This is a genomic window from Desulfogranum aggregans (assembly GCF_055398265.1).
Genome location: NZ_AP042447.1, coordinates 3999644 through 4015764, shown reverse-complemented (window position 1 = coordinate 4015764; position 16121 = coordinate 3999644). Strand labels below are relative to the sequence as shown.

15 protein-coding genes are annotated in these 16121 nt (G+C 53.6%); 2 read left to right on the top strand and 13 right to left on the bottom strand.

What is annotated here, in order from left to right; genetic code table 11:
• Positions 1-436: 436 nt before the first annotated feature.
• The 8 genes from nqrF to ACZ52Z_RS17650 form a co-directional block, all read right to left on the bottom strand.
• Positions 437-1660 carry an NADH:ubiquinone reductase (Na(+)-transporting) subunit F gene (nqrF, locus tag ACZ52Z_RS17685; protein ID WP_464268097.1) on the bottom strand — a complete coding sequence of 408 codons (1224 nt, stop codon included), beginning with the start codon at positions 1658-1660 and terminating at the stop codon, positions 437-439.
• Between the two features lie 57 nt (positions 1661-1717).
• Positions 1718-2323: an NADH:ubiquinone reductase (Na(+)-transporting) subunit E gene (gene nqrE, locus ACZ52Z_RS17680; RefSeq protein ID WP_464268096.1), complete on the bottom strand. Its 606-nt coding sequence runs from the start codon at positions 2321-2323 to the stop codon at positions 1718-1720.
• On the bottom strand, positions 2320-2943 hold the full coding sequence (locus ACZ52Z_RS17675; protein ID WP_464268095.1) for an NADH:ubiquinone reductase (Na(+)-transporting) subunit D: 624 nt from the start codon (positions 2941-2943) through the stop codon (positions 2320-2322). The genes nqrE and ACZ52Z_RS17675 overlap by 4 nt, the downstream gene beginning before the upstream one ends.
• Positions 2936-3724 (bottom strand): Na(+)-translocating NADH-quinone reductase subunit C, encoded by a 789-nt coding sequence (locus tag ACZ52Z_RS17670; protein ID WP_464268094.1) that lies wholly within the window; start codon positions 3722-3724, stop codon positions 2936-2938. The genes ACZ52Z_RS17675 and ACZ52Z_RS17670 overlap by 8 nt, the downstream gene beginning before the upstream one ends.
• Entirely contained in the window at positions 3717-4925 is a 1209-nt protein-coding gene (locus ACZ52Z_RS17665) for an NADH:ubiquinone reductase (Na(+)-transporting) subunit B (protein WP_464268093.1), read from the bottom strand. The genes ACZ52Z_RS17670 and ACZ52Z_RS17665 overlap by 8 nt, the downstream gene beginning before the upstream one ends.
• 48 nt (positions 4926-4973) lie before the next feature.
• Complete coding sequence (locus ACZ52Z_RS17660; RefSeq protein ID WP_464268092.1) at positions 4974-6332, bottom strand: Na(+)-translocating NADH-quinone reductase subunit A; 1359 nt, start codon at positions 6330-6332, stop codon at positions 4974-4976.
• A gap of 1 nt (position 6333) precedes the next feature.
• A complete protein-coding gene (locus ACZ52Z_RS17655; protein ID WP_464268091.1) occupies positions 6334-7353 on the bottom strand; it encodes an FAD:protein FMN transferase in 1020 nt (339 codons plus the stop codon).
• 130 nt (positions 7354-7483) lie between these two features.
• Complete coding sequence (locus ACZ52Z_RS17650; protein WP_464268090.1) at positions 7484-8071, bottom strand: hypothetical protein; 588 nt, start codon at positions 8069-8071, stop codon at positions 7484-7486.
• Between the two features lie 23 nt (positions 8072-8094).
• Between ACZ52Z_RS17650 and ACZ52Z_RS17645 the strand changes: the two genes are divergently transcribed.
• Positions 8095-8919, top strand: a complete 825-nt coding sequence (locus ACZ52Z_RS17645; protein WP_464268089.1) for a nitroreductase family protein — start codon at positions 8095-8097, stop codon at positions 8917-8919.
• A gap of 83 nt (positions 8920-9002) precedes the next feature.
• On the opposite strand, the gene pstB is transcribed toward ACZ52Z_RS17645, so the two are convergent.
• The 4 genes from pstB to pstC form a co-directional block, all read right to left on the bottom strand.
• On the bottom strand, positions 9003-9893 hold the full coding sequence (gene pstB, locus ACZ52Z_RS17640; RefSeq protein WP_464268088.1) for a phosphate ABC transporter ATP-binding protein PstB: 891 nt from the start codon (positions 9891-9893) through the stop codon (positions 9003-9005).
• Positions 9894-9989: 96 nt separating this feature from the next.
• On the bottom strand, positions 9990-11042 hold the full coding sequence (locus tag ACZ52Z_RS17635) for a PstS family phosphate ABC transporter substrate-binding protein (RefSeq protein WP_464268087.1): 1053 nt from the start codon (positions 11040-11042) through the stop codon (positions 9990-9992).
• 98 nt (positions 11043-11140) lie between these two features.
• Positions 11141-12412 carry a phosphate ABC transporter permease PstA gene (gene pstA / locus ACZ52Z_RS17630; protein WP_464268086.1) on the bottom strand — a complete coding sequence of 424 codons (1272 nt, stop codon included), beginning with the start codon at positions 12410-12412 and terminating at the stop codon, positions 11141-11143.
• Between the two features lie 36 nt (positions 12413-12448).
• Positions 12449-13834 (bottom strand): phosphate ABC transporter permease subunit PstC, encoded by a 1386-nt coding sequence (pstC, locus tag ACZ52Z_RS17625; RefSeq protein ID WP_464268085.1) that lies wholly within the window; start codon positions 13832-13834, stop codon positions 12449-12451.
• Positions 13835-14141: 307 nt separating this feature from the next.
• Between pstC and ACZ52Z_RS17620 the strand changes: the two genes are divergently transcribed.
• Complete coding sequence (locus ACZ52Z_RS17620; protein ID WP_464270818.1) at positions 14142-15278, top strand: 6-phosphofructokinase; 1137 nt, start codon at positions 14142-14144, stop codon at positions 15276-15278.
• A 66-nt stretch (positions 15279-15344) separates the two neighbouring features.
• Here the strand turns inward: ACZ52Z_RS17620 and phoU are convergent, their stop codons facing one another.
• Entirely contained in the window at positions 15345-16016 is a 672-nt protein-coding gene (gene phoU / locus ACZ52Z_RS17615) for a phosphate signaling complex protein PhoU (RefSeq protein WP_464268084.1), read from the bottom strand.
• Positions 16017-16121: the final 105 nt, after the last annotated feature.

Genomic DNA, 16121 nt, shown 5'->3' with positions numbered 1-16121 from the left:
GGTTGGCACAGCAGATGATCGACAACGGCTACTCCACGGTATACGCACTCAAAGGCGGATGGAAGGCCTGGAAGGAAAAAGGATTACCGGTTGAAACGAAATAGGTAGAGCGCACCTGCAGCAGGTGGCTGCTATCGATGCGGTAGCGTTCAGACAGGCTGAGCCCAGCCTGCCAACGCCAGAAAGACACCGTCACTCATTGCGATGGTGAGACCTTCTCCAGCGGCTTAATCTCTGTCTGCAGATGTGGCTGATCGTTTGTTCCTAAGCTTTCACTGCAACTGGCGCACATGGTACCTCCGGTGGAATGACACATTCCAGTGAGGCCGTGACGGGTGCGTGCTGCGCGTCGTCGACAAAAAATAAGCAATCCAGTAAAGCCGGCAAAAGCAGTAAACGCAATGAGAAAAACCAGCAGAAATTCGCCCATGGGTTGTCAGCCCCCAAAGTCATCAAAATAAATATTTTCCTGCTCAACTCCCAGGTTGTCCAGCATGGTCAGCACCGCTGAAATCATCATCGGTGGCCCGCAGAGATAGTACTCAACATCTTCTGGAGCCGGGTGTTCCTTCAGGTAGGTATCATAGAGCACCTGGTGAATAAAACCGATTTTGCCTTCCCACTCATCCTCGGCCAATGGTTCGGAAAGCGCCACATGAAAACTGAAATTATCAAATTCCTCGGCAAGCTGTTCGAATTCCTCGGCATAAAAAACTTCCTGCAGGCTGCGTCCACCATACCAGTAGGAAACCTTTCGCTTGGTCCCCTGGCCCTTGAACAGTGAAAAAATATGGCTTCGCAAAGGGGCCATACCTGCTCCGCCCCCGATGTAAATCATCTCAGCAGAACTCTCGTTGATAAAGAACTCTCCAAAAGGTCCGGAAATAGTAACCGTGTCCCCCTCCTTCAGGTTAAAAATATAGGATGATGCCTGTCCCGGAGGAATACCGAGCGGCCCACGGGGAGGTGGACTGGCAATGCGCACATTCAACTTGATAATCCCTTTCTCTCCCGGATAATTGGCCATGGAATAGGCACGGGTCACCGGTGTATGCACATGCGAAGAGTACTGGAACATTTTAAACTTGGTCCAGTCACCCAAAAATTCTTCATCTATATCAAAACTCTTGTAATTGAGTTCATGGGCCGGAACCTCGATCTGGATGAAGCCGCCCGGCTTGAAGTCGACCTCTTCCCCCGGGGGCAGCTCCAGCACCAGCTCTTTGATAAAGGTTGCAACATTCCTGTTTGAACGCACGGTACACTGCCACTTCCTGGTTTCCAGCATCTCAGCCGGCACCTGAATTTTCAGGTCGCGCTTCACCGGCACCTGGCAGGAGAGCCGATATCCGGCCTTGGCCTCGTAGGGTTGAATCGCATTCAGCTCGGTGGGGAGAATCGCGCCTCCCCCTTCCTCGACCTTGCAGCGACACTGACCGCAGCTGCCTCCCCCTCCACACGCCGAAGAAAGGAAAATTTCATTCTCCGCCAGAGTTGTGAGCAATTTCCCCCCTGGCGGGACAGTCAATTTTTTGTCGTCATTGATGAGGATGGAGATATCTCCGCTGGGCAGCAGCACTTTTTTGGCAGTGACAATCAGTGTGACCAAAACGAGCTGGATAGCAAGAAAACACAACACACCAAAAATAATCTCATTCATCACACATGCTCCGTGAATATGGAGGTGGCTTTGGTTTGTTCATTGGCGTCCATGGGATTAAAATCCTGCTAAGCCCATAAAGGCCAGAGCAATCAATCCGGCACAGATAAAAGTGGTCCCGAGACCGCGAAGGGCAGCCGGCGGATTGGCATACTCCAGTTTTTCCCTGATCCCGGCAAGCAGCACCACCGCCAGAAAAAAGCCGCCCCCGGCGCCAAAGCCATAGGCCACGCTCTCGCCGAAGGTCTGGTCGCGCTCCACCATAAACAGGGTCCCCCCCAGGATGGCACAGTTCACGGTAAGCAGGGGAAGAAAAATCCCCAGCGTGTTGTATAGGGCGGGGAGGAAGCGATCAAGCACCATCTCCAGAATCTGGACAATGGCGGCAATAATGCCAATATAGGTGAGCAGGCCAAGAAAAGTCAGATCAATGTCAGGCTGCCCGGCCCATGCCAAAGCGCCGGGTTTGAGCATGTTATTGAGCAGAAGGTTGTTGACCGGCACGGTTATCTGCATCAGAACCACCACCGCAAGCCCCAGGCCTACAGCGCTCTTCACTTTTTTGGAAATGGCAAGAAAGGTACACATGCCAAGGAAAAAGCTGAGCGGCAGGTTTTCGATGAACAGCGAACGAAAGATGATATCAAAATAATGGGCCATCATGCATCCTCCTGCTGTACCGGGTCAATGGTTCTCAAAAACCATATGAGGACGGCGATAAGGAAAAAAGCGCTCACTGGCAGCAGCATAAACCCGTTTCGTTCATACCAGCCGCCGTTGGTGGATAGCTGAAAGACCTCATACCCGAACAACGTTCCCGAGCCGAACAGCTCCCTGCAGAAGGCAACAAACATCAGTACAAAACCGTATCCAAGGCCATTGCCGATACCGTCGAGAAAACTGTTAATCGGTGGATTACTCATGGCAAATCCCTCTGCCCGGCCCATTACGATGCAGTTGGTGATGATCAAGCCGACGTAGATGGAGAGTTGCTTGGACAGGTCAAAATAAAAGGCTTTCAGAAACTGGTCCACCAGGATGACCAGGGTGGCTATAACGGTGATCTGGATACCGATCCGAACTGAATTGGGAATCTGGTAGCGAACAATGGAGATAGTCAGACTGGAAAAAGCCACCACCAGGGTCACGCAGATAAACATCACAAAAGCGGTAATCATTTGCGAGGTGACAGCCAGGGCCGAACAGATGCCCAGCACCAGCAAGGCTATGGGATTGCGCTCAATGATCGAGCGCAGCAGTAAATCTCTCTTTCTGTCAGCCATTGAGCCCTCCCTCCTGTTGCAGCCGGTCAAGTAGCGGCTTAAAGCCATGGTCGCCAAACCAGAAACGCATCAGGTCACTGACGCCGTCAGAGGTCATGGTCGCCCCGGACAGTCCGTCCACCTGGTATGCGGCTGCCGGATTGCCCTCTTCAACGTTCCCCTTCACCACCTGGAACTGGACTTCGTTTTCCGGGCCGTACACCTTCTTTCCCTGCCAGCCCTGTTGCCATTGGTCGTTTTCCACTTCTCCTCCCAGGCCCGGTGTCTCGCCATGGGCATAAAAACTGATCCCCCGGATGGTAGTCAGGTCGGCATCCAGAGCGACGTAGGCATACATGGTCGACCATAACCCCTTGCCACGGACAGGCAGAATCAGCTGTTCCACTGCCTGATTATCTCCCATGACCAGATAGACGGGCGCATATTTTTCAACCCGCGAAAGTCGGGCAAGATCGTTATCCTCTTGCAGCGGTCGTCCCCATTCATCACTGAGTGCCGCTTTGGCCTGGTCTCGAGCCTGCAGTGGTATATCCTCTTGAGGGACGAAACGACCGGTTGCAAGCTCAACCAGCCGGGTCTGCACCCCCTCAAACTGCTCGGCAACCGGCAGATCAGGGCGCAGCATCCCTGCAGCACGAAGAATATTTTTCTTCTGATCCAGTTGCTGATTTGCCCGCTGCAGAGGACGAAGGCCAACAGCGGCACCTGCCACCAGCAGAGAGCAGGCAAAGGCCAATACCAACACCGAATAAAAAGGTTTGAATGGAGATTCTTCAGCCATGACGCACCACCCTTCGTTTAATATTGGCCTGTATGACGAAATAATCAAGCAACGGCGCCAGTACATTGCCCAATAAAATCGCCAACATCACCCCTTCCGGATATGCCGGATTGGCAACGCGGATAGCAATGGCCAAGACCCCGATGAAACCACCGTACAGCCACTTGCCCAAGCGGGTCTGGGCGGCTGATACCGGGTCAGTCGCCATAAAGGTCAGGCCAAAGGCAAACCCGCCCATGACCAGATGCCACTGCGGTGGAACCTCCAGCAATGGATTGGAACCAGCCGGCAGCAGATAAAAGACCGTGCCCATGCAGAGACCGCCCAAGAGCATGGAGAGCATTATTCGCCAGGAAGCAATGCCGGTGACCAACAGCAGGGCAACCCCAAGCAGGCAGGCCAGGGTCGAGGTTTCTCCCATGGAACCCGGGATAACCCCCAGAAAAGACTGTGACCACGTGTAGCTCAGGTTCTCCATAACCTGTCCAGGTTCACTGGCGGCAATCATCCCGATGGGCGTGGCTCCGGTATATCCGTCCACGGCTGTCCACACCTTGTCGCCGCTCATGCGTGCAGGGTAGGCAAAGAAAATAAATGCCCGCGAAACCAGCGCAGGATTCATAAAGTTGCGCCCCACGCCGCCGAAGACCTCTTTGGCGAAAATAATACCAAAGCTGATTCCCATGGCAACCTGCCACAATGGAACCGTCGGCGGCAGGGTCAGAGGAAAAAGCAAGCTGGTTACCAAAAAAGCCTCGGATATTTCATGGCCGCGGACAATATTGAACAGGCACTCCCAGATGCTGCCGACAATGACCGTTACCAGGTAAATGGGCAGAAAATAGAGTGCCCCATGAAGAAAATTGCTCACCATGCTGCCGGGATCACAGCCGACCAGGCTCATCACGCTTCCGCGCCACCCTTCCGGCAGGACAACGCCCATCTGCTGAAGCCCGCTGTTGGCCTGATAACCGGTATTCCATAGCGCCATCACAACACAGGGCACCAAGGCGATAATCACCGTTATCATGATCCGCTTATAATCGGTCGCATCACGGACATGCGGGGCGGTTTTGGTGATCCTGCGGCTATGAAAAAGAAAAGAATCGGTGGCTTCGTAGAGCGGATACCAGCGCTCCAGCGGACCGCCCTTTTCAAATTTTGGTCCTAACTTCTCGAACTGATCACTGAGAAATTTCATGTTCCTGTACACGCGTTGAATTTCTTTTTTCAGTCAGTAAATGCGCAGTTACCCTTCCAACTCAATATCATTGAGGACAGCGCGCAACATGGGACCGAACTCATTCTTCCCTGGGCAGACATAGGAACACAGGGCAAGATCCTCCTCGACCAGCTCAAGGCAACCCAGCAACCTCGCCTTTTCCGTATCCCTGACAGACAGGCTCTTGAGCAGCGGCAAGGGCATTATATCCATCGGCATAACCTTTTCGTATACCGGCAAGGGATAGATTGCCCGCGGCCCGCCCCAGAGAGCCGTAGAGAAAGAAAAACGACGAGCTTTAGGTGCCAGCGCAGAAAGAAAGAGCCTGGTGCTGGAAAAACGATCCTTTCCCGGATGCATCCAACCGAAAAGAGCGCTGCCGCTGTCGATCTTCACGGTGGAAACCTGAGTTGCATACCGGCCGAGATAGCTGGTGCTGTCCCCTATGGGCCGGCCGTCAAGAACGCTTCCGGAAAGGAGTCTGTATTCATTGGGAGCAAGGAGTTCATCCGCGCACAGCTGATCAAGCGAGGCCCCTATCCGGGTTGCGATCAGCGTCGGTTGCCTGACCCCCTCGCCGCTCAGGGCGACCACCGTTTCGGTTGACAGGCATCCATGGACGAAAAGATGGCCGATACGGACCAGGTCCTGGTAATTGACATGCCACACTCGCTTGCTGGCGCCTACCGGATCAACAAAATGAATATGGGTTGACGGCAACCCTGCCGGGTGCGGTCCGCTGAAGCCCCACACAGTCACCCCTTCTTCTTCCATCGCTGCCAGACTAGTATAATCCGGAGAAATACAGAGGTGAATGGGAACAGAGGCCATCCTTCGAAGCACGCGAAGACCGGCGGTGAACAGGTCCATGCGCTCTTCCAGCACCACCGAAGGGTCAGCGGCCAGGGGACGTGTATCAACAGCAGTGACGAATATGGAGGACGGGTTACCGTCAACACCTGCTATCTTGCCATAGGGCCGCTGTCGAAAGCTGGTCCAGAGGCCGGATTCCTGCAGGATTTTTCGCACATCTTCCGGTTCCTGTTCCTCGACCGGCGTGGCTGCAGCCGCATCAAACGACACCTGCTCCTCACTCTCCAGGGCAATGACCAGGGACTCAAATTTTCTTTTTGCCCCGCGGTGAATGGAGACCACGGTCCCGCCACCAGGAGAGGTAAAAGGAAAACCTGGATTTTTCTTATCGGTGAACACCGGTTGGCCCAGCTTGACGCGATCACCCTCTTCGACCAGCATGGTAGGTTTCAAGCCGATATAATCATCTCCAACCAGCGCCACCTGCTGTATCGACGGCCCCTGGCGAATGGTTTGCCGTGGCTGCCCCTTGAGCGGAAGGTCAAGGCCTCGCTCTATCGTAATTGTTTTCATATTATCCCTGGAACCCGCTGGTACGATAATGACGCAGATCTTTGCCGATCAGCAGTCCTTCACAGTTCTCTGCCGCTTCCAATACCTCCATGGCCTGGGTTGGTCCCATAACCATGGCAGCCGTAGCCAGGCCATCGGCAAGGGCCACTGATGGTGCAGTTACCGTGGCACTTGCAAGCTCTGGCGGGGATATGCCGGTACGGGGATCAATGATATGATGGTGCAGCATATCCTCGGTATACCACTGGAGATAATCTCCGGATGTGGCAATGGCCGTCGGACGATTCACCTCCATAACCAGCAGCCGTTGAGTGTTCTCCGGCCGTGGATTACGTACACCTATCCGCCAGGGAGCGTCTTGGGGCTTGGAACCGGAAACCATCAGGTCGCCTCCGGCTTCCACATAGACATTCTGAAAACCATGCTGCTGCAACACTTCGACGCCCTGATCGACAATATACCCTTTCCCGATGCCATCCACGGTTATGCCCATGCCCGGCCGGTGGAACTGGGCACGTTTGCTGTTCCAGCTGATGGCACGATAATCAACCAGTCGTCGGGCCGCGGCAAGGTGTTCCGGAGCTGGCAGAGCTGCCCTGTCATACAATTCCAACAGCGGCAATACGGTAATATCAAAGGCCCCGCCCGTCATCCCGCTGATCTGCCCAGCCAGGTCAAGGACCGACTGAAATGAGGATGAGGGGCTGTCGACCTGCCCGTGACGGTTAAGCCGTGATAACTGACTGGACTCCAGGTATCTGCTTAATACCTGTTCAACCGCCTGCATACGTCCCAAGGTGGCATCGATCACCTGGTAACAGGCATCACGATCAGGACCACACACCACCAGGTTAACCTGTGTCCCCATCAACTGTCGACTTTCACGAACGATTTGGGCAGGGGTGTCGGCCCGGAAGTGCGCGCCCAGTTGATAGAGTCCTCCGGCAGCACCGGCTGCCGCAATTATCTGCAGAAATCTTCGTCGATGAAAACGTGGGTCGCGTTGTCGGTTCTCAGTCATATCCCCATACCTCAAACACTTAAAATTTCATAAATTAACCTCCTCCCCACAGCAATCATCACCTCGTACAGGAAAGCTTCCTCAACCTGGTCAAGTTGGTTTTCGATCACTTCGGGCAGGAGCCATGAGCTCAGCAGTGGTTGATCGTCAAGTCCCGTACAGACAAGGAGGGTTCTCTGCCGAGCGACATGACGTAAGCTCGTACTTGCTCCCCGTAGCGCCAGACATGACGACTATAATGAGCGAATTCGCTGAGTTGGGTGGTCAGCTGACTGCATTCATTTACGGTCAATTGAGTATTGTACAACATGATCAAGAGTAACATCAAGGTGTTAAAATAGGTCAGCCCCGAATTCTCCGCCTGCCTGAGCACCTGTTTATCTTCGGAAATGACGGCTAGCTGGTGGCGAGCGGCCACAGGACACAGGGCACTGTCTGCAGGACCGGAAGGTGCACTCACCGTGACTAGTGTTGAAGGGAGACTTTGTCCATGCTCTGCAGCAACCTGCGGGATCAACAGCAATCGATAGCAGGTGGCAGCGGATTCAAGCAGAGCAAGCCGCTCAAGGTAGAGCAATGATGAAGTATCAATGGCACCACCCTGGAAGTGATGCATATCCCGTATGGTGGAATGGATATCCATGCAGAGTAAGATGTTAGGGGATTGGATGGGTTTATGGTACCATACCCCTTCAGCAAAGGCAGTAGAGACAACCATAATTCACTCAGAGGAGGGATGCAATGGACTTGCGACTAAAGATCGACACAGAGGCCTGTATCCAGTGCGGAGCATGTGTTCAGGATTGTCCTTACCATATACTTGAGCTTGACCCCGACTACCCCAGGGCGATTGATGACAAAAGCGACCAGTGTATAGAGTGCCAGCATTGTCTGGCCGTCTGCCCCACCGGCGCCCTTTCCATTCTCGGCTTTGATCCGGTTGATTCACTGCCGCTCAAGGGACAGTTTCCAACTCCGGAGCAGATGGATGTGCTGATCAGGGGCCGCCGATCGGTGCGACGATACCGCTCCACCCCCCTGGACAGTGAGGTCATCGACAGGATGATGGCCACCATTGCTCATGCCCCAACCGGTGTTAACAGGCGCCAGTGCCTTTTTACTGTGGTGGAGGACCCGGCGGTGATGGAACGGATCGCTCGCACCACCATTGAGGGCATACGGCAAAAGGCCGACGCAAAGGCACTGCCCGAGGGGCTTGAATTCTTCGCCGGTATTGTCAGGGCATGGGACAAGGGCAAAGATGTCCTTTTCAGGAAAGCGCCGCACATGTTGATTATCTCTGTCCCGAAAAACGGACCATCTCCCGGGGCAGACCCGATCATTGCTTTCAGTTACTTTGAGTTGCTGGCGGCAAGCATGAACATCGGTACTCTCTGGGATGGATTGGCGAAGTGGGCCTTTACCGTTATTGTTCCTGAAATGCAGGAACAGCTCGATATCCCTGAAGATCACCAGATCGGTTATGTGATGCTGTTTGGAAAGCCGGCAGTGAAATATTTTCGTACCGTGCAGCGGGACCCGCTTAATATCCGTCGGGTAGTCTAGGCGGTGAAAAGAGAAAAAGAAAAGCCGTTTCCCATAGGTGGGAAACGGCTTTTCTAATACTGCGGTAACCGTCCGTAGGGGCTTTAGCCAAAACGACCGGTGATATAATCCTCGGTCAACTGGTGCAGCGGGTTGGTAAATATCCGATCAGTGGCGCCGACTTCGACCAGGTCGCCAAGATGAAAATAGGCGGTCCGCTGGGAAACCCTTGCAGCCTGCTGCATGTTATGGGTAACAATCACGATGGTGTACTGCTCTTTCAACTCGGTGATCAAGTCTTCCACCGTGGCAGTGGCAATGGGATCGAGTGCAGAACACGGTTCATCCATGAGGATTACTTCAGGCCGAACGGCAATGGCCCTGGCGATACAGAGTCGTTGCTGTTGCCCGCCAGACAGTCCCGTCCCTGGCTGCTCAAGTCGATCACTCACTTCCTGCCATAGGCCGGCTTTTTTCAGCGATTCTTCGACAATCCCATCCAGTTCAGATTTATTATTCACCAACCCATGAATCTTCGGGCCATAGGCGACATTATCATAAATGGACTTGGGAAAGGGATTGGGTTTCTGAAACACCATCCCCACCTGGGCCCGCAGGGGAACAACATCCACACTTTTATCGTAGATGTCCTGTCCATCCAGCAAAATTTCCCCTTCGACCCGGCAAATGTCCACGGTATCATTCATTCGATTCAGGCAGCGGAGAAAGGTGGACTTTCCACAGCCGGACGGTCCGATCATGGCCAGCACTTCGTTGTTGGCCACATCAATGGAAACGTCTTGAATGGCCTGCTTTTCACCATAGAATACATTAACGCCTCGGCAGGTCATGCGTGGGTCGTCAACAAACTGGGTGCCGACCGTAGCCCGCTCTTCGCGGCTGACTTTTTCGCTTGCCGCCTCATCGACCTTGCCGAGAACATTCTCTCCAGCCAGATAAGTATCACCCATATCCAAAACCGTATCCATACCCATTGTCATTACCAGGATTAATCTGCCGAAAAACAGTCGGGCTGTTTTTCGGCAGGTCTTTCATTTAATTATACTACCGTACTACCTGTTTGTCAGGTCTTACATAGAAAGGGGCGCCAGCGCCTTTGCATCGGCAGCGAACTTATTGCGTTCTTCAGTCGGGGCCGGGATCAACCCTTTTTCGGTGAGGTAGCCATCGTCTCCCCAGGCCCTTTCGCTGGTGAATTCGGCAAGGAATTCAGCAATACCTGGAATAACGCCAACATGCGCTTTTTTCACGTAAAAGTACAGCGGACGGGATACTGGGTATTTGCCATCAGCAATGTTCTCAAAGGTGGGAGCTTGACCATCGACAAAAGATCCCTGAATCTTGTCGCCGTTCTGATCAAGGAAGCTGAAACCGAAGATACCGAGACTCTGGGGGTTGGCCTCCAGTTTCTGGACGATCAGGTTGTCATTCTCACCAGCTTCGATGTACGCGCCGTCCTCACGAACGGTGTGACAGTACCCTTTGTAGGCACTGCTATCCGACTTTTTCATGGCCTTGATGAAATCAAATGTTTTACAACCGCCTTCCATGGCCAGCTCAACAAAGGCGTCACGGGTTCCGGAGGTAGGCGGAGGACCGAGTACTTCAATCTTGGTCGCAGGCAGTTCCGCGTTGACATCCTTCCAGGTGGTGTAAGGGTTGGGTACCATTTTTTCGCCACCCTTGGGATCAGGAACATCTTTGGCCAATGCCAGGAAGAGGTCTTTGCGGGTTAGCTTCAGCTGTTCGGCCTTTTTAGAGTTAGCAACAACGATGCCGTCATAGCCAATCTTGATTTCGACAACGTCTTTGACGCCGTTCTCCTGGCACTTCTTGAACTCAGAGGCCTTGATTCGGCGAGAGGCATTGGTCACGTCAGGGGTTTCAACACCAACACCGGCACAGAACAGCTTCATGCCTCCACCGGAACCGGTGGATTCGATTTTCGGAGTCTTAAACTGGGTGGTCTTTCCAAACTGCTCGGCAACGGTGGTTGCAAAAGGATAGACAGTGGATGAACCAACGATGGAAATATAATCTCTTCCGCCGGCGGCCATTGCATTGTTTGCGACAGATGCAGCAAAAAGGGCAGCTGCCGCAATGGTCAGACTTTTCTTCAACATACTATTCTCCTTTATCATACTTTTCATTCTTCAGTTTTTCCAAGGACAGTCAGCTGCCCTTGAGTATAAAAAAATGCCTGCACGACATTTCTTCTTACTTACCAACGCCGCTCAAATTTCTTTCGCAACAGTACTGCCATCGCATTCATACAAATGAGAAAGGTCAACAGCACCATGATGGCGGCAGAGGTTCTTTCCACAAAGGCCCGTTCCGGTGAATCTGCCCAGAGGTAGATCTGTACCGGCAGGACCGTGGAGGGATCGGTGAACCCTCCGGGGACATCGACTATAAAGGCAACCATCCCGATCATCAGCAGGGGGGCGGTCTCTCCAAGCGCCTGGGCCATGCCGATAATGGTCCCGGTCATCATGCCGGGCATGGCCAGCGGCAGCACATGATGGGTGATGGCCTGCATCTTGGACGCCCCAACCCCCAAGGCTGCTTCCCTGATAGAAGGCGGTACCGATTTCAACGATGCCCGACTGGCAATAATGATGGTAGGTAATGTCATCAGGGTCAGTACCAGGCCACCTACCAGCGGAGCGGAACGAGGCAGCCCGAAAAAGTTAAGAAAGACTGCAAGCCCCAACAGACCGAATACAATGGAAGGTACGGCGGCCAGGTTATTGATATTCACTTCAATCAGGTCGGTGAATTTATTTGACGGGGCGAACTCCTCCAGATAGACAGCAGCAGCGACCCCGATGGGGAACGAAAGCGCCAACGTCACCAGGAGGGTGAACATCGAGCCCATGATCGCCCCTTTGATCCCTGAAAGCTCGGGCTCCCTGGAATCACCGGCAGTAAAAAAGGTGGTGTTGAATTCCAAATCAAGCCGGCCGGCACTGACCAGTTGATCCACCCACCGGATCTGGTCGTCGGAAATCCGTCGCTCCGATTCGGGAACATCCCGGGAAACGTGCCCCTTGAGCAGCATATCCACTTCATCGTCGGCAGGCAGACGAACAAGACGGGTCGTACCGATCAGTGACGGGTCACGCAGTACCATTTCCTGCAGTTCAAAGGCTGCCCCGGAACTGACCAGCTTATTCAATCGTCTGGTCTGGCTCCTGCCCGAGACCTCGGGAAAGAGGTCGCCCATGGACGATTTGATGAGCCGGGCATAATTGGCATTGCGCAGGTTCTCGACCTGCAGCACCTCCTCATCAAAGGTGATATCCAGATAAATGGAGGCCTGGCGGAAGGCTGTCCAGCCATTGCTCACAATGGAGCTGAAGAGAATGACCAGGAAGAGGATACTGGTGACAATGGCGGCAAGGCCAAGCAGCCGGAACTGCTTCTCCTTACGGTATCGCCTGGCCAGACCGCGATTAACGATCTCCATGGTTGACGGGGTCTGTGTTTCCATATGCTTTGTACTCTGTACCATCTAAGATGGGAGAATTTATTCGTACTCTTCGCGGTATTTTCTGACCACGTAGAGGGCAATGACATTGAGCACCAGGGTGATCACGAACAGCAGCAGACCAAGGGCAAAGGCAGCAAGCGTCTTGGGACTGTCGAATTCCTGGTCACCAACAAGCAGGGTGACGATCTGCACCGTCACCGTGGTTACCGCCTGAAGCGGATTAGCTGTCAGGTTTGCCGACAGGCCGGCGGCCATCACCACGATCATGGTTTCCCCTATGGCCCGGGAAACAGCGAGCAGGATGGAACCGACGATACCGGGAAGTGCCGCTGGCAGAATGACCTGGCGAATGGTTTCACTTTTGGTCGCTCCCAAACCGAAGGATCCGTCGCGAAGCGACTGCGGTACGGCATTGATAACATCATCGGAAAGCGAGGAGACAAAGGGAATAATCATCACACCCATGACAACGCCGGCGGCCAGGGCACTTTCAGAAGATACCGACAGACCAAAGGTTGCGCCGGTGTTGCGGATGAGCGGCGCAACCACCAGGGCGGCAAAAAAGCCGTATACCACTGTGGGCACCCCGGCCAGAATTTCCATCAGCGGCTTGACAATGGCCCGGAATCGATTTCCCGCGTATTCCGAGAGGTAGATAGCAGCCATTAGCCCGATAGGAACAGCGACGGCCATGGCAATACCGGAAATCATGAAGGTGCCGGCAAGGACAGGAATGGCCCCGAAGCTGCCGGAGCTGCCGGCCTGATCAGCTCTGATGGCCATCTGCGGACTCCATTTGAGCCCGAACAGGAAATCCGTCAACGGTACCTGCTGAAAAAACCGGTAGGATTCGAACAGGACGGACAGGACAATACCGAGGGTGGTAAAAATAGCTATGGCTGAGCAGAGGATCAGGACAATTTTGACAATACCTTCCACATGATTCCTGGCCCGCATGGTCGGTTTGATCCGCGAGCAAATAATTGCCCCGCCGACCGCTGCAGCGGCAAACATGATTACTGTCAAAGCCATATTGCCGACACGCTGCATGGCAATAAAACGATCCGCTGCAATCTGCAGTTGAGGATCAATGGTTCCGGAGACTATATTTCCTGCTACCAGGTTCCGCAGGTCATTGACCAGGAGATTCATCCGCGCAGGATCAATCGCTTCGTCCGGGCCGACCACGGCTCCCATGACCAGATTGGTCAAAACCATATCCGAGCAGGAGTGCCACACGGCGAAAATCAGCATGGCTGGAATGCCGCACCACAGCGCAGTGAGTGCTCCGTAATAGCCCGGCCTGGAGTGGAGCTTGATCGGGTGCCCCTCTCCGGCGACGGAGAAAGCTCTTTTCTTGCCAACCATGAACGCGATGGAACACAGGGCAAGAGTGAAAACAAGGAGGAAATTTGGCGACATGAGGGTTTACCGGAAAAAGTTAGTTAGTCATCAGGCGCAAACCTTACAGACCCTTTGTTAACCATGCGTTCGGCAATTGTTAGAATTTGGTTAGAGCAGTTGCCACTGCTTCCACTTTCTGCTTATGGTAGGGACCTTGCAATCAAATGATCGGGTGAAGCCTCCTCTGATGGCCATAACTGAAGGAATCTCACAGCTTGGCTCCCCCATGCAAGGCGCTGGGAGGGAAGCTGGTAAAACCTGCAATGATGAATAAGGTGTGCCTATCGTGGATGTGCAGACGATGAACAGGCTCAAGGAGAAGACCATGGGGAAATGTATAGGTGTACTAACGGCAGGAGGCGACAGCCCGGGACTGAATGCCGCAATCAGAGCCATCGGCAAAAGCGCACTCAATGCGCACAACATGCGGGTTATCGGTTTCAAGGACGGTTTTCGCGGGCTCATGGAAAACAGGACCATCCAACTGGAAGGCGACGCCCTGTCCGGTATCCTGACCCTTGGTGGCACCATTCTCGGGACCAGCCGCGACAAGCCACACAAGATGCCTGTTGGTTCAAAGCTGCAGGATATGACTGAAGTGATGCTGGACAACTATCACCGGCATCATCTTGAGGCCCTCATCTGTATTGGTGGCGGTGGGACACAGAAAAATGCCAACCGGCTCGTGAAGACCGGTATGAATATCGTCACCCTCCCCAAAACCATTGATAATGATGTTGCCCGCACGGATATCACTTTCGGTTTCGACACCGCCCTGTCCATTGCCACCGATGCCATTGACAGGCTGCATTCAACCGCCCACAGTCACCACCGCATCATCGTGGTCGAGATCATGGGTCATAACGCGGGTTGGCTTGGCCTGGGAGCGGGAATGGCCAGCGGAGCGGATGTGATCCTCATCCCCGAAATACCCTATGACGTGAACATGGTCGCCAACGCCATCCGTCGCCGGCGGCACAGAGGAAGAAATTTCAGCATCGTCGCAGTGTCGGAAGGCGCCCTTTCCAAAGAAAGTTATAAGGAACTCAACCAACTGCAATCGAAAAAAAAGCGTGCCAAAGAAAATGGCGACGAAAAGAAGTTGCGCAAGGCCAGTGATGCACTCTCCACCTTTAAATCCGGCCAAAGTGAAAATACGCTGCTGCTCTCACGCAGACTGGAAATGATGACCGGACTGGAAAGCAGGCTGACCATCCTTGGACACCTGCAACGAGGTGGCACGCCTTCTGCTGCTGACCGCATCCTTGCCACGCGCCTTGGGAATGCCGCCGTGGAGGCCATTTGCCAGAAAAAGTTCGGCTGCATGGTGGCAGTGGACGGCGAGTCGACCACCCTTGTGCCCCTTAGAGAGGTCGCCGGCCAACGTAAAACCATCCCCCTTGATCACCCATGGATACGATCGGCCATTGATACCGGCACTTGCCTTGGCGCACAGATTTAGCTCTCCAGCCAGCCGGGAGTGACGCGCTAACCGCGGCCACTCCCGGTCTGCTAGACAAACAACCGGCTACACCTCTGCTCCACCGCCGGCACGGACGATTTCCCCCTCCACCAGGTAGATGACCTCCTCGGCAATATTATTGGTACGGTCACCGATACGCTCAAGATGTCGGGCTATGAGATAGAGATTGACCAGCCCCGCAGCATTGCCGCTCTGCCGGTCCAGTTCTTCAATGACCGCCTTGTAGGCTAGGTTACGATACCTGTCGACCTCCTCGTCCATAAGAAACACGCTGCGGGCGAGATCGGCATCTTCTGCCACCAGAGCATCAAGGCTGATTTTAACCATGGCCAGCGCCTTTTCCGCCATCGGCTGATAGTCAAAAGTCAAGCCACCGATTTCTTTCTTTTCGATGGTCAATACTCGCTTGGCCACATTCACCGCCAAGTCGGCTATACGCTCCAGCTCACTGTTGATCTTGATTATCGCCACAATTAACCGCAGATCCCTGGCAACAGGTTGATGCAACGCCAGAATTTTCAGGCACTCCTCCTCAACCATAATCTCCATATCGTCAACTTCCCAATCCGAAACAAGCAGGTGTTCAGCCTGTTGTTTATCAGGGTTGGCAAGGATGTTACATGCCCTGCGGACCTTGTCTTCAACCAAGCCGCCAAGCTCAAGAATTTTCTGTTTCAGCATCTCAATCTCACGGTGAAAATGCATATGCCTTGCCACGGTATTCCTCCTGTTATTGTAAAGAGTTGAAAATGGACGCGTTACTAAAAACAATAGAGATTATCGCGTTGTTAGCAAACTGTTAAGAATCGGTTAGCCTTTTTA